Origin of the sequence: Streptomyces sp. NPDC001903, from assembly GCF_042891345.1 — a bacterium.
Lineage (GTDB): Bacteria > Actinomycetota > Actinomycetes > Streptomycetales > Streptomycetaceae > Streptomyces.
The window spans coordinates 603,322-621,760 of the sequence record NZ_JBIASZ010000002.1 but is presented as its reverse complement, the minus strand read 5'-3'; the positions used below and the strand labels follow the sequence as shown (position 1 = coordinate 621,760).

At 73.4% G+C, this 18,439-nt stretch carries 15 protein-coding genes; 10 read left to right on the top strand and 5 right to left on the bottom strand.

Translation table 11 applies throughout. The annotated features are described in order from the left end of the window. The first annotated feature begins 153 nt into the window (after window positions 1–153). Window positions 154–3,249 carry a glycoside hydrolase family 3 N-terminal domain-containing protein gene (locus ACFYZS_RS06435; protein WP_389007418.1) on the top strand — a complete coding sequence of 1,032 codons (3,096 nt, stop codon included), beginning with the start codon at window positions 154–156 and terminating at the stop codon, window positions 3,247–3,249. A 96-nt stretch (window positions 3,250–3,345) separates the two neighbouring features. Here the strand turns inward: ACFYZS_RS06435 and ACFYZS_RS06430 are convergent, their stop codons facing one another. Next, window positions 3,346–4,602, bottom strand: coding sequence for an NAD(P)/FAD-dependent oxidoreductase (locus tag ACFYZS_RS06430; protein ID WP_389007416.1), 1,257 nt, complete (start codon window positions 4,600–4,602; stop codon window positions 3,346–3,348). A gap of 190 nt (window positions 4,603–4,792) precedes the next feature. Between ACFYZS_RS06430 and ACFYZS_RS06425 the strand changes: the two genes are divergently transcribed. From ACFYZS_RS06425 to ACFYZS_RS06415, 3 genes are all read left to right on the top strand, one after another. Beyond that, entirely contained in the window at window positions 4,793–5,455 is a 663-nt protein-coding gene (locus ACFYZS_RS06425; RefSeq protein ID WP_389007414.1) for a HEAT repeat domain-containing protein, read from the top strand. A 27-nt stretch (window positions 5,456–5,482) separates the two neighbouring features. After that, window positions 5,483–6,472, top strand: a complete 990-nt coding sequence (locus tag ACFYZS_RS06420; RefSeq protein ID WP_389007412.1) for a MerR family transcriptional regulator — start codon at window positions 5,483–5,485, stop codon at window positions 6,470–6,472. 205 nt (window positions 6,473–6,677) lie between these two features. After that, entirely contained in the window at window positions 6,678–7,706 is a 1,029-nt protein-coding gene (locus ACFYZS_RS06415; protein WP_389007410.1) for a 2OG-Fe(II) oxygenase family protein, read from the top strand. Window positions 7,707–7,724: 18 nt separating this feature from the next. Here ACFYZS_RS06415 and ACFYZS_RS06410 read toward each other — a convergent pair whose 3' ends face one another. Then, window positions 7,725–9,197, bottom strand: coding sequence for a protein kinase (locus ACFYZS_RS06410; RefSeq protein ID WP_389007408.1), 1,473 nt, complete (start codon window positions 9,195–9,197; stop codon window positions 7,725–7,727). A 98-nt stretch (window positions 9,198–9,295) separates the two neighbouring features. On the opposite strand from ACFYZS_RS06410, the gene ACFYZS_RS06405 reads away from it, so the two are divergent. Next, on the top strand, window positions 9,296–9,442 hold the full coding sequence (locus ACFYZS_RS06405) for a hypothetical protein (RefSeq protein WP_389007406.1): 147 nt from the start codon (window positions 9,296–9,298) through the stop codon (window positions 9,440–9,442). Here the strand turns inward: ACFYZS_RS06405 and ACFYZS_RS06400 are convergent. Continuing rightward, entirely contained in the window at window positions 9,429–10,097 is a 669-nt protein-coding gene (locus tag ACFYZS_RS06400) for a MerR family transcriptional regulator (protein WP_389007404.1), read from the bottom strand. The two genes, ACFYZS_RS06405 and ACFYZS_RS06400, sit on opposite strands and share 14 nt — an antisense overlap. A gap of 136 nt (window positions 10,098–10,233) precedes the next feature. Between ACFYZS_RS06400 and ACFYZS_RS06395 the strand changes: the two genes are divergently transcribed. Then, complete coding sequence (locus tag ACFYZS_RS06395) at window positions 10,234–11,574, top strand: YhgE/Pip family protein (protein WP_389007402.1); 1,341 nt, start codon at window positions 10,234–10,236, stop codon at window positions 11,572–11,574. A gap of 110 nt (window positions 11,575–11,684) precedes the next feature. Here the strand turns inward: ACFYZS_RS06395 and ACFYZS_RS06390 are convergent, their stop codons facing one another. Then, window positions 11,685–12,911 (bottom strand): PP2C family protein-serine/threonine phosphatase, encoded by a 1,227-nt coding sequence (locus ACFYZS_RS06390; RefSeq protein WP_389007400.1) that lies wholly within the window; start codon window positions 12,909–12,911, stop codon window positions 11,685–11,687. Window positions 12,912–13,087: 176 nt separating this feature from the next. Between ACFYZS_RS06390 and ACFYZS_RS06385 the strand changes: the two genes are divergently transcribed. Both ACFYZS_RS06385 and ACFYZS_RS06380 read left to right on the top strand, forming a co-directional pair. Next, on the top strand, window positions 13,088–14,275 hold the full coding sequence (locus tag ACFYZS_RS06385; protein WP_389007399.1) for an MFS transporter: 1,188 nt from the start codon (window positions 13,088–13,090) through the stop codon (window positions 14,273–14,275). A 222-nt stretch (window positions 14,276–14,497) separates the two neighbouring features. Continuing rightward, a complete protein-coding gene (locus ACFYZS_RS06380; protein ID WP_389007397.1) occupies window positions 14,498–15,445 on the top strand; it encodes an ion transporter in 948 nt (315 codons plus the stop codon). Window positions 15,446–15,456: 11 nt separating this feature from the next. Here ACFYZS_RS06380 and ACFYZS_RS06375 read toward each other — a convergent pair whose 3' ends face one another. Continuing rightward, a complete protein-coding gene (locus ACFYZS_RS06375; protein WP_389007395.1) occupies window positions 15,457–16,968 on the bottom strand; it encodes an aminotransferase class I/II-fold pyridoxal phosphate-dependent enzyme in 1,512 nt (503 codons plus the stop codon). Between the two features lie 72 nt (window positions 16,969–17,040). Here ACFYZS_RS06375 and ACFYZS_RS06370 point away from each other — a divergent pair, with 72 nt between their 5' ends. Both ACFYZS_RS06370 and ACFYZS_RS06365 read left to right on the top strand, forming a co-directional pair. Beyond that, the gene (locus ACFYZS_RS06370) at window positions 17,041–18,012 is read left to right on the top strand and encodes a LysR family transcriptional regulator (RefSeq protein ID WP_389007393.1); all 972 of its coding nucleotides are present in this window, start codon (window positions 17,041–17,043) and stop codon (window positions 18,010–18,012) included. Continuing rightward, the gene (locus ACFYZS_RS06365) at window positions 18,009–18,416 is read left to right on the top strand and encodes a DUF3224 domain-containing protein (protein WP_389007391.1); all 408 of its coding nucleotides are present in this window, start codon (window positions 18,009–18,011) and stop codon (window positions 18,414–18,416) included. The genes ACFYZS_RS06370 and ACFYZS_RS06365 overlap by 4 nt, the downstream gene beginning before the upstream one ends. Window positions 18,417–18,439 lie beyond the last annotated feature (23 nt).

Genomic DNA, 18,439 nt, shown 5'->3' with positions numbered 1-18,439 from the left:
GGGCGAGCCGTTCAGGAGGCGAACGCGAGCGGGCGCCGTGCTGCCGTGCAGGCGGCATTCGGCCAGTCGTGACGTGAAGTCTTGACGACAGCAAGGCGGTTCAGTTGACTCACGCGGTGTCCTGTCCCGTGGTATAGACCTCGGAGGCGCTTTGTGACCACCGCACGCCCGACACCGGCCCGGCGCCGGCTCAGAACCGCCCTGCTGGGCGTGGCCGGAGTCCTCGCCGGACTCCTCCCGCTCGCCCAGGCCACGGCCACGGCCGCCGTCGCGGAACCGCCCCCGACGGCGGTCGACCGCTTCGAGGGCGAGATCCCGTTCGCCGGACCGCCCGCCGAGGGCATCTTCACCTGGGGCAGTGATGCCGACGACCAGCCCCGGCTGGAGCTCCGGGAGCGCGCCGACGCCCCCGAGGGCGCGAAGGTGCTGCACGGGGCGTACGACATCAGCGGCTGGGGCGGCTACACCCACGACTTCGCCTTCGACCTGCCCGCCCACGACTGGAGCGCCCGCGGCGGCATCCGGTTCTGGTGGTACGGGCAGAACACCGCGCCGCTGCCGCCCGGTTCGGGCCCGCGGGTGCACTTCGAGCTCAAGGACGGCGGGGCCAACGGCGAGGCGTCCGAGCTGTGGACGACCTCCTTCACCGACGACTGGCAGGGCTGGCACCTCGTCGAGATCCCGTTCTCCCGCTTCGAGTACCGCACCGACTACCAGCCGGTCGGCGGCATCGACCACGTGCTCGGGCTGACCGCGATGTGGGGCTACGCCTTCACCTTCCCGGTGGGCCGCGCCGGCGAGTTCATGATCGACGGACTGGAGGTGTACGGGGCCGCCGACCCGGTCGTCCAGACCCGGGTCGTCACCGACACGACCGTTCACCCTGTGAAGGAAGGCGGCTCCGCCGCCGTACGCGTGTCCGTGGCCACGACCGGCTCCGGACCGCTCACCGAGCCGGTGACCGTCGGCTACTCCACCGAAGGCGGTACGGCCACGCCCGGGGCCGACTACGAGCCGGTGACCGGCACGCTCACCTTCCCGGCCGGAACCCCTTCCGGCAGCTCACGGACCGTCACCGTCGCGACCACCAAGGACCGCGAGGGCGAAACGGCCGAGACCGTACCGGTGAAGCTCGCCGTCACCGGGGCCCGGCCGCCCGCCGAGGACCCGCTCGTCGTGATCGACGCGCACGGACTGCCGTACCTCGACGCGAAACTGCCGGTGGACAGGCGGGTCGCCGACCTGCTCGCCCGGATGACCCCGCAGGAGAAGGCCGGGCAGATGACCCAGGCCGAGCGCAACGCGCTGGTGTCCCCCGGTGACATCGCGGCGTACGGGCTGGGCTCGCTCCTGTCCGGCGGCGGCTCCGTACCCAGCCCCAACACCCCGCAGGGGTGGGCGGACATGGTGGACGGCTACCAGCTGCGCACCCGGGCGGCGCGCCTCCAGATCCCGCTGATCTACGGGGTGGACGCCGTGCACGGCCACAACAACCTGGTCGGATCCACGATCATGCCGCACAACATCGGCCTGGGCGCCTCCCGCGATCCGGGGCTGGCCGAGCGGACCGGCGCGGTGACCGCCGCCGAGGTCCGGGCGACGGGCGTCCCCTGGGACTTCGCGCCCTGCCTGTGCGTCACCCGCGACGAGCGCTGGGGACGCTCGTACGAGGCCTTCGGCGAGGACCCGGCGCTGGTCACGGCGATGGAGACGGTGATCCGCGGCATGCAGGGGGCGCCGGACGGCCGGGACCTGGACCGCCCCGACAAGGTGCTGGCCACCGCCAAGCACTACGCGGGCGACGGCGGCACCGCGTACGGCTCCTCCACCACCGGTTCCTACACCATCGACCAGGGCGTCACCCGGGTCACCCGGCAGGAGCTGGAGGCGGTGCACCTGGCGCCGTTCCGGGAGGCGGTCGAGCGCGGAGTGGGGACGGTCATGCCCTCCTACTCCTCGGTGGACTTCCCGGACGACGACGCCGGCCCGGTGAAGATGCACGCCAACGCGGAACTGATCAACGGCGTGCTCAAGGACCGGATGGGCTTCAAGGGCTTCGTCATCAGCGACTGGCAGGCCATCGACCAGATCCCCGGCGACTACGCGAGCGACGTCCGGACCTCGGTCAACGCCGGACTCGACATGATCATGGTGCCGAGCCAGTACCAGGACTTCCACCGCACGCTGGTCGGCGAGGCCGCCGCGGGCCGGATCCCGCAGGCCCGGATCGACGACGCCGTGGCGCGGATCCTGGAACAGAAGTTCAAACTGGGCCTGTTCGAGAAGCCGTACGCGGACCGTTCCGGTCTCGCGGCCGTCGGCTCGGCCGAACACCGGGCGGTGGCCCGCGAGGCGGTGGCGAAGTCCCAGGTCCTCCTGAAGAACGACGGCGGCCTGCTGCCGCTGAAGCCCTCGCAGAAGGTGTACGTCGCCGGCTCCAACGCGGACGACCTGGGCAACCAGGCGGGCGGCTGGACCGTGAGCTGGCAGGGCTCGTCGGGCCGGAACACGGTGGGGACCACGATCCTGGAGGGCATGCGCAAGGCGGCGGCCTCGCCGCAATCGGTGACGTACTCCAAGGACGCGACCGCGCCGACGGCCGGCCACGACGTGGGCGTGGTCGTCGTCGGCGAGACCCCCTACGCGGAGGGCGTCGGCGATGTGGGCAACGGCCACGACCTCGAACTCTCCGCGGCCGACCAGGCGGCCGTGGACCGCGTCTGCGCGGCGATGCGGTGCGCGGTGCTCGTGGTGTCCGGGCGCCCGCAGCTGATCGGCGACCGGCTGGACCGGATGACGGCGCTGGTCGCGTCCTGGCTGCCGGGCACCGAGGGCGACGGGGTCGCCGACGTGCTGTACGGCAAGCGCCCGTTCACCGGCCGGTCCCCGGTCACCTGGCCGAAGTCGCAGGCGCAACTGCCGATCAACGTCGGCGACGCGGCGTACGATCCCCAGTTCCCGTACGGCTGGGGCCTGACCACGCTCGGCGCACCCGCCCGGGGCGGTGAGCCGGCACTGCGCGCCCTCGCGGTGGTCGCGGCGGCGGTCGAGCGTACGACCGGAGCCGATTCGCAAGCCGGCCGCGCGGTGGCGGACCGGGCCCGGGCGATCGCGGCGCAGCGGATCGGCGGCCGCTTCACCCAGGCCACGTCCGCGCCCTTCGCCCAGGCGGACCACCTCCTGCTGACCGGCGATCTGACCGGGGCGGTGGCCGCCCTGACCGCGGCCTTCAGGGCCGCGGACCGCTAGGGGGTGTCGTCAAAGTCCCTTCTGGCCGGCTACTTTGACGACACGCCCTAGCCCGGCGAAGCCCCCGCGTTCCGGCGCCGGGGCTTCGGCGGTACCTCAGCGGACGTCCGCACCGCGATGCCTGATGTTGACGGCCGAGGCCCTGGCCAGCGCCACGGGGTTCAGGAAGCGCAGCGGACCGATCAGGCGCTGCGAGAACAAGTGCATGTGCCGCGCCACCGATTCGTCGCGCGCCGCCGCCGAGAACACCAGCCGCTCCACCGGATTGAAGGGGCGGGCCTTGGCGAAGTCGACGGCCATGGCCTGGTGTCCGCGCAGCCGGCGCCCGTGCCTGCGTGCGTACACCGCGAGCGATTTGTCGAGGTCATCGCGCCCGGCCGCGGCCGAAGCGACCGCCTCGGCCAGCCATTGCGCGGACTGCAGCGCCCATCCGCATCCCACTCCCCACAGGGGATCGCCGGTCAGAGCGGCGTCGCCGACGAGGGCGACGCCCGGCGCGGTCGGCTTGCGGCTGCGCAGCGGGTGGTCGACCGTGCCGATGATCTTCGAGATGCGCTCGGCGGAATCGATGGGCGGTGCCTCGGGCAGGGCGCGGACGAAGGCGTTGAAGCTGCCCTCCAGGTCCTCGCGGAAGGCCGGCAGCCGCTTCTTGTCCGGCATGACCGCGAGGACCGTCACCCCGTCGTCGTTCGGAAACGCGTAGGCCATGTCGGGTTCGAGGAACCACGTCTGGCCGATCCCGCCGTGCAGCGGCAGGTTGCGGAAGTGCGCGAGATAGCCGAACCGCGTGTTCTTGTGGGTCCGGGCGGGCACCCCGGCGAACTTCGCCACGGCCGAGTCCTTGCCGTCGGCGCCGACCACCAGGCGGGCCCGTATCTCGCGCTCGCCCTGCGGGGTCGAGGCGCGTACCCCCACGGTCCGCCCGGCTTCCAGGACCAGCCCGGTCACCTGGTGGCCGAGGAGCAGCTCGACGCCGGGGGTGTGCGCCGCGCGGGACCTGATCAGCGGGTCGAGGGTGCTGCGCCGGATGTTGTACGCGTACGGCAGCTCGGGGCCCGCCGGCGCGGGCCTCGGCTCGATCCATCCCCAGCGGGTGTACCAGCGGGCCTCGTTGCGGACGGCTCCGGCCTTCTCGAGGGCGGGGACGAGGCCGAGTTCGTCGAGCACCGGGTAGGCGTTGGCCGTGATGGAGTGGGTGCAGAGCACCTTGTACGCCCCGGGGTCCGAGCGGCGTTCCAGCAGTGCGACGCGGACGCCCTGCCGGGCGAGCAGGATCGCCGCGGCGCTGCCGGCGAGCCCGGCTCCGCTGATGACGACGTCGTAGTCGTGTCCCGCGCTCTCAGGCTTGGTCATGCGCTGATTGCCCCCTTCGGTGGTGTGGTGCCGTTCGTGGGAGTGCCGCCGTGCCTCAGTGCCGCCATGCCGCAGTGCCACGGGTGTCAGGCACATGACCGATGGTAGGGAGCGGTGATCCCGATGGCTTGGACGCATTTGACCTTGACACGGTGACAAGGTCTTCACTGCCGTCGAGGAGGTGGTTGCGATGGCCACGGAGGAGCAGGACACGAACACGCCGAGGGCGCTCCACGGACTGGAGGACGGCCGCGCGTCGGTGCGGCTGCGGGCGGCGATGTCGATCGGCTCGGCCCCGGATGCGCGGTGCGTGGGGAAGCTCGTCGAGCGGTGCGCGATCGAGCCCGACTTCTCGGTGCGCGAGACGCTGACGTGGGCGCTCACCCGTCACCCGGCATCGATCACGGTCCCGCTGCTGATCGGCGAGCTCCGCCGCGAGCGGGCCCAGGCGCGGAGCCAGGCACTGCACACGCTGTCCAAGATCGGCGACCGGCGGGCATGGCCGGCGATCACGCGGGCGCTGCTGTCCGACGACGATGACGAGGTGGCGCGCAGCGCCTGGCGGGCGGCGGTGGTGCTGGTGCCCGAGGGCGAGGAGTCGGGCCTGGCAGCGGCGTTGGCGACACAGTTCGGGCGGGGCGGACGCGAGATGCGGCTGAGTCTGAGCCGGGCGCTGGTCGCCCTCGGCGAGGAGGCGGGTGCGACCGTACGCGCCGCGATGACGGATCCCGACCCCCGCGTGCGTCACCATGCGAGGGCCACGGAGCGGTTGCTGCGGGACCCGGAGGCCGGTTTCGAGGACGCGATCGAGGAGGCCAAGCGCGTCGCGGTCCTGCAGGACCACCCGGGATGAACAGGATGAACAGGAGGGGCGCGGGAAGTGTTGATCGGTGAGGTGGCCGGGCGGTCCGGGGTCAGTGCCCGCATGCTCAGGCACTACGAATCGCTCGGTCTGGTACGGCCGACGGGACGTACGGGCTCCGGGTACCGCGAGTACTCCGAGGAGGACATCCGGCGGATCTTCCACATCGAGAGCCTGCGCTCCCTGGGCCTGTCGCTGCGCGAGGTCGCACGCGCCCTGGACGATCCGGGCTTCAAGCCCTCGGAGCTGGTGGACGACCTGATCCGCACCGCGCAGGAGCGCATCGCCGCCGAGACGGCGCTGCTCACAAGGCTGCGCCGGATCGGCGCCGCGGAACCGGCCGGCTGGGAGGACGTTCTGCAGACCGTGGCGCTCCTGCACGCGCTGGGCTCGGAGAGCGCCGGCAAGCGCCAGCGCGCGGCGCTCACCTCCGCCCAGGCGCCGCTTCCGGTGGAAGCCCTCGTCGAGGCGGTACTGAGCGAACCGGAGCCGAGCGTCGCCGGAGCCCTGCGCTGGGCCGTGGCCCAATCGGGCGATGCCGCCTTGGAACTGCTGGCGCAGGGCCTGGCCTCACCGGCGGCCGAGGTACGCGAACGGGCCGTGCGGTGCATCGCCGAGATCCCGGGCGAGCGGGCGGTCGCGCTCCTGCGCACCGCCCTCACCAGTGCCGACACCGCGGTCCGCGGGCACGCGGCCCTGGCGCTCGGAGCGGCCGACGCGATCCCCACGCTCATCGACATGATCGTCGAGGGCACGAACGACGTCGACGCGGCCGACGCACTCGGCGTGCTGGCCGACAGCCCCGAACCGGCCGACCGGATCGCCACCGCGCTCGTCGCCCGCCTCCCAGACGGCGCCGCCTCCTCGCCCGTGCGCCGGCGCCTGACCCAGGCACTGGCGGACATCCCGGGACCCGCGGCCACGCGCGCTCTCACCGGCCTGTCACACGACGAAGACCCCGCCGTCGCGCTCACCGCGACGTACCTCCTCACCCTGCGCCCGCACTGACGCGTCGGCTTCGGGCCATTCAGGTCGCGGAGTCCGCAGTGACGCGAGAGGCGGAACGGACCGGCCCCGGGCGGTGAGCTGGGCGGACGGACGGGGAGCGGGGGCGCGGGCGGCGCTCGAACCGGCCATGGCCGTCGAGCGGGCCGAACCCGTGCGGGCCTCGGACGTGCTGGTGGACACGAGCCACGGGCGGAGGAGGCGGAGGATGGCCGGATTCTCGACGTTCCCGGTACCGGAGCGGGTCAAGGGGACCGCGGCGGACCGGGAACTGGGGCGGAGGATGGTGCGGGCCTGGCAGCAGGACGGGATCTTCCAGGTCCGGCGGGATGCCGAACTGGAGGAGGCGACCGGTGCGGCGATGTGCGCGGCCCGGGCCTTCTTCCGGCTGCCGCCGGGGCTGAAGCACTGCTGCGTCAACGACCTGTCGTACAGCGGGTACATCGAGTCCGGGGAAGAGCTGACGGCCGGCCTGCCCGACCAGCCGGAGATCTTCACGGTCACCCCGCACTTCGACCACCACCACCGCCGGGTGCGCGCGGGGATGCCGTGCCACGGCCCGGTGCCCTGGCCGGGCGATCCGTTCCGGCACGCCATCGAGACGTATCTGCGCGGGGCCGGCGACCTCGGTGAGCGGATCCTGCGGCTCGTCGCGCCGGGGCTGGGCCTGGGGACCTCGGGCGCGCGGCAGTTGACGGGACTGACCCGGGGCGGCTGGCACCACCTGAGGGTCCTGCGCTTCCCGGCCCGTACGGCGGCATCGGCGCGCGGCATCGGCTCCCACACCGACTACGGGCTGCTGGTGATCGCGGCCCAGGACGACGTGGGCGGGCTGTACGTACGGCCGCCGGTCGAGGGCGAGCGCCGGGCGCGGAACTGGGTGGCGGGGGAGAGCTCGGCCGGGCGGGCCGAGGACGCGCGGGACTGGCGGTTCGTGACGCCCGAACCGGGCGTGCTGACCGTGTTCCCCGGCGACATCCTGCAGTTCCTGACGAACGGTACGGTGCAGGCGACCCCGCACCGGGTCCGGCTGGCGGACCGCGAGCGGTACGCGCTGGCGTACTTCCACGAACCGCACTTCGACGCGCGGATGCGGCCGTTGGGCGGGGGCCGCGGGGACGAGGCGACCCTGCACTACGGCCGCCACGTCACCGACATGTTCATGAGGTGCTACCCGGAGCGGGCGACGACCCGCCGCATCATCCGGGAGGACCGGCTCGCGAGGCTGCACGCGTAGCCGGCCCGAACGGATCGGTCAACGGCCGCGGATGAGGGCGAGCAGCCCGGCGTCGTACACGTAGCGCTTGCCGGCCCGGAGCAGCAGCGCCTCGTGCAGCCGTCCGATCTCCGCCCGCGCCAGCGCCGCGTTGCGGAAGCGGATGGTGGTGACCGCCGCCCTGGTGCCGGCTCCGGGGCCGACCGGCCGGAAGCGTTCCCAGACGACGTTCTTCGTCGCCCGCGGGGCCAGATCGCCCACCACGACGAACTCCTGCAGCAGACCCCAGCGCGTCGCGCTCACCGTGACCCGGCCCAACTCCGCCCAGGTCGCGCTCCATTCATGGCCCTCACGCAAGAAGTGCAGCCCGTCATCCGCCACCCGCACACACGCCGCGTCGCCCCGCGCCATGGCCAGCCCTCCCAGGGCGAACAGCACCAGCGCCAGGATGCCCGCCAAGGCGGCGGGGACGGGATGCTCCACGAAGGAGAACGCGGCCGCCCCGAGCGGAGCGAGCCCGGCGAGCACGGCCGCGAAGGCCACGCGCATGTGCCCCATGCTGTAGCGCACTTCCACCGGCCCCGCCGTTCTGCGTTCGACGGCCGGCGGGACGGGAACCGCATCCGTGACGGCTTCCTCGATCGGCGGGGCCACGGGCGTACCCGCGCCCGGATCGGCGACCGTCTTCGAAGGCGCCACGGTCACCGCACCGCCCCGGCTCAGCGCGGACAGCACCTCCTCCGCCGACGGCCGCTGCTCCGCCTGTTTCTCCAAGCACCGGCCCAGCACCGCCCGGAGCCCCTCCGGCACGCTTGCCAGGTCCGGCGTCTCGTGCACGACCCGGTACAGCAGCTCCGCCGCACTCCCCTCCCCGAACGGCATGCGCCCGGTGGCCGCGAAGCACAGAACGGTACCCAGGGAGAAGATGTCGCTGGCCGTGCCGACGCCGGCGCCCCGGGCCTGCTCGGGCGACATGAATCCGGCGGTGCCGATCGCCACGCCCGTCCGGGTGAGCACGGTCGCGCCGTTCAGCGCCTTGGCGATCCCGAAGTCGATGAGCCGCGGCCCGTTCTCCGTGAGCAGCACGTTCGCGGGCTTGAGATCGCGGTGCACGAGCCCCGCGCGGTGGACGGAGTGCAGCGCCTCGGCCATGCCCGCGCCGAGCCGCCACACCGCGTCCTCCGGCAACGGCCCGCTCCGCCTGACCCGTTCGGCGAGATCGGGGGCCGGGATGTAGTCGCTGGCCACCCAAGGCGTCTCAGCCTCCGGATCGGAGTCGACCACGGTCGCCGTCCAGAACCCCCCGACCGCCTTCGCCGCCTCCACCTCGCGCCGGAACCGCGCCCGGAAGCCGGGGTCCGAGGCGATCTCCGGCCTTACGACCTTCACCGCCACCCGACGACCGCTGCGCGACTCCCCGAGGTAGACCTGCCCCATGCCGCCGGCGCCGAGCCGCGCCGTGATCCGGTACGGGCCGACAGCCGCCGGGTCACCGGCCTTCAACCGCTCCACAATTCCCCCGAGTGCAATCGCCTACAGGAGAACGTAGGGCCGGCCCGCACCCGCTGTCAGCCCGATGACCGGCGTCCGGCACCGCGGACCGTCCGTCCGTGGCGGCCGGCTACGCGGACCGGTCGCACCTCCACCGGGACGTCAGGGCCCTCGCCGGGGTGACGCCCACGGCGGTCGCGGGCGCGCCGTGGCGCGCGGTCGACCCCCTCGCGTGGGACGCCCCCGCATTCCTCACCGCGGCGTGACGGGGCGAGCCTCGTCCGCGACGCGGCGCCGGACCTGGTCCTCCTGGGCGAGGCGCCGCAGCAGCTCGAAGACCGGGGCGCAGATCGCGAAGACGATGACCGCCCGCTCGGCCAGGGCCACCGGGTCGTCGAGGCCGGCCGCGCGTTCCAGGTCCAGCCGGGCCACCGACTCGGCGAGCCTCGCGTAGGCGGCGAGCTCTCCCGGGGCGTACCGGGCGTCCAGCCGGCGCAGTTCCTTCAGTGCCGACGTCAGCCCCTTGACGTGGGGGGACGTGCCGGGCGCCTGCCACTCCAGGGCCGCGAGGAGCTCCGCCACCTCGGCCCCGGCGCTCGCCTCGGCCTCGGCCTCCTCCTCGGGGCCCGCGGCGGGCTGGGCCGCCACCGGCACCGGAAGGGCGTAGCTGACCGCTCCGAGTGCGCCCTCGGAGCTGTGTGCCTGGTCGACGGCCCCGAGCACGTCCCGGGTGGCGGCGATGGACAGGCCGCCGAGCGTGGTCAGCGCCTTGATCAGCCGCAGCCGCTCCGCGTGCTCCTCCCCGTACTCGGCCAGGGTCGCGGCGGTCGCGCGCCCCGCGGGCAACAGGCCCTGCCGCCGGAAGTACTTGATGCTGGCGACCGGCACGCCGGTCCGCCGGCTGAGCTCCGAGATCTTCATACGGCTTCCCTGCTGGTCGTGTGGTCCGGAATCCGTCGTCGGCGATTGGACACCACAACAAGATACTGCCACTATCCAGTAGCTGGATACCTGAAGTATCCAGCTCAGGAACGAACGCAGCCGCGCCGGAGAATCGATGCCTCAGCCCACACCCCCCTCCGTGCTCCGCCGACCCCGGTTGTGGGTCGGAACGGCACTCATCGCCGCAGTCGTCTCGATGTTGTTCGCCCTGCTCTACGTCGGCGGCAACGTCAACCCCAAGGGCAACCTGCGCGACCTGCCGGTGGCCCTGGTCAACACCGACGCGGGCGCCGACGCGGGCGGCCGCCGCGTCAATCTGGGCGAGCAGATCGTCGCGGGCATCCAGAAGGCCGCCAAGGGCGACAAGAGCATCGACTGGCAGCTCGTCAGCCGTGAGGAGGCCGACAAGCGGCTGGGCAAGGGCAAGGTCTTCGGCGCCCTCGTCATACCGCAGGACTTCACCGCCTCGGTGACCGCGCTGACCGCCCCGCAGCCCGCACCCCAGGGCAAGGCGGCCCCGCCGACCCTGACGGTGCTGACCAACCAGGCCGCCGGCAGCATCGGCTCCTCGATGTCCTCCCAGGCCGCCCAGAAGGCCGCCCACGCGGCCTCCGCCCAGCTCGGCCAGGAACTCCTCAAGCAGGCCGCGGCCCAGAAGGCCCCGCTCCCGACGGCGGCCCAGCTCAAGCTGGCCGACCCGGTCACCGTCACCGTCGCCGACGGCCACCCCGTCGGCTCCCGCAGCGCCATGGGCCTGAGCGCGTTCTACTACGCGCTGGTCCTCGTCGTCTGCGGCATGCTCGGCGCCAACCTGGTCAACTCCCAGGTCGACACCGCCCTCGGCTACCTGCACACCGACTACGGCCCGGTCCGCAAGCGCGAGCCCGTCCAGCACACCAGCCGCGTCCGCACGCTGGCCGTCGGCATGGCGCTCATGCTCGGCATGTCGCTCGTGATGGGCACCCTGGTCGAGGTCGCCACCGTGGCGATCCTCGACATGGACGCCTCCCACCTCGGCCTGCTGTGGCTCTACTCCGTCGCCACCATCGCCGTCGTGGGCCTCGGCAGCCTGGCCCTGTTCGCCGCCTTCGGCACCCCCGGCATGCTCCTGGCCACCATCGTCTTCGTCGCGATGGCCGTCCCCTCCTCGGGCGCGACCGTGCCGCTCCACGCACTGCCCGGCTTCTTCCGGGCCCTCGCCGAGTTCGAGCCGCTGCGCCAGATCACCGAGGGCATGCGCGCCATCCTCTACTACGGGGCCCAGGCCGACGCGGGCCTGAGCCGGGCGTGGGCCTCGATGGGCATCGCCCTGGTCGCCGCGCTGGCCTTCGGCTTCGCCGTCACCCGCTTCTACGACCGCCGCGGGCTGCACCGCATCCCCCGGCCCGGCGACGAGTCGCAGCCCGCGGCCGAAACCCCCGAGGCCGCCGGGGCCGAGGCCAACGCCACGGCCTGAGGGCGCCGCCGCGGGGCCGGGCACGCGGCCCGGATCCCGTAGCGCCCGCGCGCACCGCACCACACGGCCCTGACCGTCCTGCGCATGCCGGCCTCGGCTCCCACCGGGGCTCAGAGCCGGACGACGATCAGGGCCGTGTCGTCGGTGGCGCCGCCCGCGGGGAGCAGATCGATCAGCAGGGCGTCCGCGATCGTCTCGGGATCGGCCTCGCGGTGGCGTACGAGGGCGGCGGCCAGCCGCCCGAGGCTGGTGTCGATGTCCTCGCGGCGGCGCTCCACCAGGCCGTCCGTGTACAGCACCAGCGTGTCGCCGTTCTCGAACGCCGTCGTGGCCTGCGGCCGGGGGAGGTGCTCCGGCCGGGCGCCCAGCGGCGGATCGGTGGCTTGATCGAGGAAGTCCACCGTGGCGTCGAGGCGTACGAGCACGGGCGGCAGATGGCCGGCGCTGCTGTAGGTGATCGTGCGGCTGTCCCAGTCGATGCAGGTCTCGACGACCGTGGTGTTCTCGGCACCCTCGACCGAACGCGCATAGAGGCCGAGCACCTCCAGGGCCTCGGCCGGGCCCTCGGCGACGCGCGAGGTCGCGCTCAGAGCGCTGCGCAGCTGGCCCATGACGCCCGCGGCGGCGAGCCCGTGGCCCACCACGTCACCGACGGCCACGCCGATGCGGTCGCCCGGCAGGTCGACGAGGTCGTACCAGTCGCCGCACACGTTCAGGGAACCGGCGGCGGGACGGTAGCGCACCGCGATCCGGGTGTCCCCGGTCGGCCGGGTGACGGGGAGCATCGCGTTCTGCAGGGCGAGCGCCACCTCGCGCTCGCGGGAGTGGGCCTCGCGCAGGCGCTCGTTGAGTTCCTGGAGTTCGCGGGCCCGCGTGTAGAGCTCCGCCTCCAGGACCCGGGCCCGGCCGCCGGTCGGCCGGCTGCGGGCCCTGATCAGCTCGGTGACCTCCTCCACCCGGTGGACCAGGAGCACGACCCGCCCCTCGGCGTCGAGGACCGGCGCGTTCACCGGGCTCCAGTACCGTTCCTCCCACTCGCCGGGCCGGTCCGAGGACTCCACGTCGTAGCGCTGCAGGGCCATGGCGTCCCGCTCGCCGGTTTCCACGACCCGCCGCAGCGACGCGGCCAGGTTCCGCATCCCGCTGGCGTTCGGGTCGTTCGGGTTGTCGGGGAAGACGTCGAAGAGGTACCGGCCGATCACCTGGTCCCGCGTGCGGCCGGAGGAGTGGAGGAACTCCTCGTTGGCGTCCGCGTACACCAGGTCCGGGGTCAGCAGGGCCACCATCCCGGGCAGCAGCCGGAACACCGCCGCGTAGTCGATCACCACATCCGGCATGAACCGCCCGCCTCCATGTCCAATTTGTCGTAGAACATCACCATACAAACCTGGGGCGGCCGCAGCGGAATCCCGCCACGACGGCGTTCACCGCAGCGGATGCCTTCCGCCCGGGCGGGGCGCGCCGTCGGCATGCCGCGCCCTCCGGGATGCCAGGGGCGATTACCTTCGGCGGCATGGACGGTGATCGCGGACGATGGCGGGAGTGCCTGCTCGCCGGGGCGGTGTTCGCCGTGTGCATGGCCGGCACCACGCTGCCCACCCCCCTCTACGGCCTCTACCAGGAGAAGTTCGGATTCTCCGAGCTGCAGGTCACGGTCGTGTACGCCGTGTACGCGTTCGGCGTCATGGGGGTCCTGCTGCTGGCGGGCAACGCCTCGGACGTCGTGGGCAGGCGGCCCGTCCTGCTGACGGGCCTCGGCTTCGCGGCGGCGAGCGCCGGCTGCTTCCTGTGCGCCACCGGGCTGGGCTGGCTGTACGCGGGCCGGCTGCTGTCCGGCCTGTCCGCGGGCCTGTTCACCGGGGCCGCCACGGCCTACGTCATCGAACTCGCGCCGCGGGACGGCTCCTCCCGCGCCACGTTCGTGGCCACGGCCGCCAACATGGGCGGGCTGGGGTGCGGCCCCTTGCTCGCCGGTGTGCTCTCCCAGTACGCGCCCTGGCCGCTGTACCTGCCGTTCCTCGTGCACCTCGCCCTCGTGCTCTGCTCGGCCGCCGTCCTGCTGCGACTCCCCGAGACGGTGCGGGAGCGGCAGCCGCTCTCGGCGGTGCGGCCGCAGCGGCCCGCCCTGCCCGCCTCGGTGCGGCAGGTGTTCGTGCCCGCCGCGACCGCCTCCTTCGTGGGGTTCGCGCTGTTCGGGGTGTTCACGTCGGTCAGTCCGGCGTTCCTCGTCGAGTCCCTGGGGGTGCACAACCGGGCCGTGAGCGGGCTGGTCGTCGCGCTGGCCTTCTTCGCCTCGACGGCCGGACAGCTGGCCGTCGGCCGCATCGGGGTCGGCCGGTCCCTCCCGCTGGGCTGCGCGGCACTGCTCGCCGGACTGCTGCTGCTGGCGGGCGCCCTGTACTGGGACCTGCTGGTCCTGGTGGTCCTCAGCGCGCTCGTCGGCGGCGGCGGGCAGGGCCTGGCCTTCCGCGGGGCGCTCTCCGCGGTGGCGGGGGCCTCTCCGGCCGATCGGCGCGCGGCGGTCATCTCGATGCTGTTCGTGGTGGCGTACGCGGGCATCTCGGTACCGGTGATCGGAGTGGGCGTGCTGACGGGCCCGCTCGGCCTGGAGGGCGCCGGGCTGGTCTTCCTCGCCTGCATGACCGCCCTGGTGTCGTCCGCGGCCGTCTATCTGCTCCGCCGTCCCGTGCGCGAGGGGTAGCCCGCCGCAGCGGTACCCGTCGGCCGGTGCCCGTCGCCACGGTGCCCGTCGGCCGGGGCCCGACCGGCCGCCGCCGTTCCCCGATCGGGCGATGTGTCCGGCCGGGGCGACTCGAATCCGGCCGTGCGGCGTTACAAGATCGGGAGCTTGATCAAAGCCCCGGCGGCCGCCGGGGCGCGACACGGCCTGTGGCCGCGTGCCGGGCACAGGCGAGGGAGCAAGATGTCAGACCTCATCCAGACGTCCACCGGTCGCGAGAGGCTGGCCGCGCGCTGCCGTGACGTGTGCGAGGCACCCGTGTTCGCGCTGGGCGTCATGGCGGTGATCCTGCTCAATGCCGTGCTGCTCGGCGTCGAGACCTACAACGGACTGTCCGTGGAGTACGGAGTCCTCCTCCACGCCGCCGAACGGTTCTGCGTGGCGGCGTTCACCCTGGAGATGCTGGTCCGCCTCGGCGCGCACGCCGACCGGCCGAAAGCTTTCTTCCGTGATCCGTGGAACGTGTTCGACCTGCTGGTGGTCTCCTCGGCCTTCGTGCCGTTCCTGCGGGAGAACACCACGCTGCTGCGGCTGCTGCGCCTGGCGCGGGTGCTGCGCACCGCGAAGTTCATGCCGCAGCTGCGGGTCCTGCTGGTCGCCGTGGGCCGCAGCCTGCCCGGAACGGTCAGCTTCCTGTTCGTGGGGGCGCTGATCCTCTACGTGTACGCGATGATCGGCTGGATCTGCTTCGCCGGTCACGACCCGGCACACTACGGGTCCCTCGGCCGGGCCGGCCTGACCCTCTTCCTGCTGATGACGCTGGAGGGCCTGGGCGACGCCGTCCACGCCGGACTGGCGGTCTCCCCGTTCAGCATCGTCTACTACGCCTCCTACGTGCTCCTCGCCTCCTTCGTCCTCGTCAACGTACTGATCGGGGTCGTCCTCAACGCCCTGGAAGAGGCGCGGGAGATGGAGGAGGACGCGAAGCGGGCCGAGCGGGGCACCCCCCGGCAGCCCGCGCCGCCGAGGGGACGGGTGGCGCCGGAGGAGGCCGACGAGCTCCGGCTGCGGATCGCCGCGGTTCGCCGCGCCCTCGACGACATGGAAGCCCGGCTCGACCCCCCGGATCCGGATTCGCCGCTCACGGCCGGATCCCCCTCGCTGGCCGGGGTGTCGGCCGGCGCACGGTAGGACGGCGGACGTCAGGGCGCGACGACGCGCAGGCGGGAGACGTCCGGGTCGAGGGCCCCGCGCACGTGCCCGCCGGGGGCGGCCGCGGTACGGCGGAGGAACGCGACGGCCTCGGAGGTGACGACCTCGCCGGGCAGTACGTTGGGGATGCCCGGCGGGTACGCGGCCAGGGTGTCGGCGGACACCATGCCGACGGCCTCCTCGGCGGGAACCACCCGCGCCGCACCGAGGAAGGCCTCGCGGGCCGTCAGCCGCGCGGGCCCCGGGAGCGGCAGCCGCAGCGGCTCCCGCCCGGGGAGGCGGGAGCCGGAGCCCCGGTCGTGGAGCGGGGCGGGCAGGCAGTGCAGGGCCTCGAGGAACCGGTCGGCGTCCGGCGCGGACCCCGCGCCCACCACGGCGACGATCGCGGCGTCCGTGGCGACTTCGACCATGACCTGGTGGTCCCGGAAGAGCAGCCGCCGAGCCTCGTGCCCCGTGATCCCGCCGGCGCGGGTGTCGAGGGCGATGCGCAGCGGGTCGGCGGCCGTGATGTCGGGAAACCGGTGGAAGCCGTCGCTGACCACGCCGAAGCGGCCCAGCCCGCGGACGACTCCGCGGATCTTGTCCGCGGCCTCCACCGATCCGGTGATCCGGTCGGTGCCCGTGGCCAGGGCCCGCCGGGCGAGGTCCAGGGAGGCGGTCAGGAGGGCGCTCGCACTCGTCGACTGCACCAGCCGGAAGGCCCGGTCCACGAGGGGTTCGAGCCGGTCGGCGAAGGGGCCTTCGGCGAGGTGCAGCATGGCCGACTGGGTCAGGCTTCCGCCGAGCTTGTGGGTGCTGGAGGTGACGAGGTCCGCGCCGAGGGCCAGGGCTCCGTCGGGCAGCGCGGGGTGGAAGCCGAAGTGCGACCCCCACGCCTCGTCGACGATCAGGGGCACTCCGGCGCGGTGCGCGGCGTCCGCGAGGGCCCGTACGTCGGCCACGGCCCCGAAGTAGCTCGGCGAGACCACGTGGACGGCCGCGGCGTCGGGGGTCCGCTCCAGGGCCGTGCGCACCTCCCCGGCGGTGACCCCGTGGGCGATGCCCTGGTCCGGGTCGACGGAGGGCTGGACGAAGACGGCGTTCAGGCCTGAGAGCACCAGCCCGTCGACGACGCTCGAATGCACACTGCGCTGCACGACCAGCGTGCCGCCCAGGGCGGGGGTGACCATCGAGGCGATCTGGTTGCCCTGCGAGGCGCCGTTGGTCAGGAACCAGGTGCGCCGGGCGCCCCAGGCGCGGGCGGCGAGCTCCAGCGCCTCGTCCAGCGGGGTGTGCGCGCCGAGGTCGAGGCCGTCGAGCAGCGGCGGGAAGTCCAGGGCCGGCACCCGCGGGCCGAAGGCGGCGGAGAGGTCCGAGCCCGGGGCGGCCGCGTGACCGGGGACGTTCAGCCGCAGCCAGTCCCGTCCCGCGTGGGCGAGGAGGGCGTCGGCGTACGGCGCGCGGAGCTGGTCCGGGTCCGCGGGAACGGGACGGCCTGGGGGAGGGGTGGTTCGCGTGTTCACACCGGGAGGGTGTCAGCGCCACGGCCATAGAGGAATGCTGGACTTTTCCATGGGTCTCCATAGCCTGTCTATATGCTTGAGATCCGCCACCTCCAGGTGCTCCGGTCCATCGCGCAGGAGGGCTCGCTCGCCGCGGCCGCCCGGGCCCTGCACTACACGCAGCCGACGATCACCCACCACCTGGCCGCCCTGGAGGCCCACTTCGACGCCCGGCTCGTCCGGCGCGGACCGCGCGGAGCGACCCTCACCGAGCTCGGCGAGGCCCTGCTGCCGCACGCCGAGGGCGTACTCGACCGGCTCCGGCACGCGGAGCTGGAGGTGCGCGGGCTCGCGGAGCGGGGCACGCGCACCCTCCACATCGGGACCTTCCCGACCGCCGGCGCCCTCCTGCTCGCCCCCGCCGTCAAACGCCTCCACCAGCAGGGCGTCCACATCTCGCTCACCGAGGGGGAACTGCCCCTGCTCCTGCGCGGGTTGAGAGCCCGGGAGCTCCAGGCCGCACTGGTCTTCTCGCAGCCAGGGGACCGGCTCGACCTGGACGAGGACTTCGCGCTCCACCCCCTCCTCGCCGATCCCCTGCTCCTGGTCATGCCGCAGGACCACCCGTGCGCGGTCCGGGACCGGGTCCCGCTCACCGCGCTGCGGGACGCCGAGTGGGTGGGCGCAGCCGACCCCCACAACCCGTGCGACCGGGTGCTGTCCTGGGCCTGCGCCCGACACGGCTTCGAGCCCGTCCACGCCATGCGCACCGACGACTACGCGGTGGTCCAGGGCCTGGTGGCCGCCGGCGCGGGCATCGCCCTGGTGCCGCGGCTCGCCCTCGGCACCCCCCACCCGGACCTGGCCCTCCGCCGCCTCGACGGCCCGGACCTCACCCGGGAGATCAGCGTCGTCGTCCTGCGCTCCACCGCGGCCCGCAGCGCCCAGGAGCTGGTCTCGGCGCTCCAGGAGCAAGCCGCGCTCATCACCGACCGCTGGGCGCGCGCGGACCGGAACGCCGCCGCCGGGCCGCTGTCGGACCCGATCGGTACGGTCGGTCCATGAGAGCCAGCGGAACATTCACCGTGTCAGCGTTCGCCCCCACCGGGCTGAAGCCCGAACCGGCCGTGACCACCGGGCTGCCGGTGGGCGTGGCGACGATGGAGAAACACTTCGAGGGCGAGATCAGCGGCCGCTCGGCGACCCTGTTCACCGCCGCGTTCGACCAGACCACCGGCGTCGGCACCTACGTGGCGATGGAGTCCTTCGAAGGATCGCTGCAGGGCCGCGAGGGAGCCTTCAACTTCGTCCACTCGGCGACGACCTCCGGCAGCGACCGAACGGCGGAGTTCTTCACGATCGTTCCGTCCAGCGGCACCGCCGGCCTGGCCGGGATCTCGGGCGACGGAGGAATGGCGGTCGACGCCGACGGCACGCACCGGATCTGGTTCGAATACCGGCTCGGCTGAGTCCGCCGCGGCCCGGGCCCGGA

Bases quoted from the DNA above. Each gene is read 5' to 3' on its own strand.
- ACFYZS_RS06430 (WP_389007416.1), bottom strand. From the start codon at position 4,602: ATGACCAAGCCTGAGAGCGCGGGACACGACTACGACGTCGTCATCAGC.
- ACFYZS_RS06425 (WP_389007414.1), top strand. From the start codon at position 4,793: ATGGCCACGGAGGAGCAGGACACGAACACGCCGAGGGCGCTCCACGGA.
- ACFYZS_RS06415 (WP_389007410.1), top strand. From the start codon at position 6,678: ATGGCCGGATTCTCGACGTTCCCGGTACCGGAGCGGGTCAAGGGGACC.
- ACFYZS_RS06400 (WP_389007404.1), bottom strand. From the start codon at position 10,097: ATGAAGATCTCGGAGCTCAGCCGGCGGACCGGCGTGCCGGTCGCCAGC.
- ACFYZS_RS06395 (WP_389007402.1), top strand. From the start codon at position 10,234: ATGCCTCAGCCCACACCCCCCTCCGTGCTCCGCCGACCCCGGTTGTGG.
- ACFYZS_RS06390 (WP_389007400.1), bottom strand. From the start codon at position 12,911: ATGCCGGATGTGGTGATCGACTACGCGGCGGTGTTCCGGCTGCTGCCC.
- ACFYZS_RS06385 (WP_389007399.1), top strand. From the start codon at position 13,088: ATGGACGGTGATCGCGGACGATGGCGGGAGTGCCTGCTCGCCGGGGCG.
- ACFYZS_RS06380 (WP_389007397.1), top strand. From the start codon at position 14,498: ATGTCAGACCTCATCCAGACGTCCACCGGTCGCGAGAGGCTGGCCGCG.
- ACFYZS_RS06370 (WP_389007393.1), top strand. From the start codon at position 17,041: ATGCTTGAGATCCGCCACCTCCAGGTGCTCCGGTCCATCGCGCAGGAG.
- ACFYZS_RS06365 (WP_389007391.1), top strand. From the start codon at position 18,009: ATGAGAGCCAGCGGAACATTCACCGTGTCAGCGTTCGCCCCCACCGGG.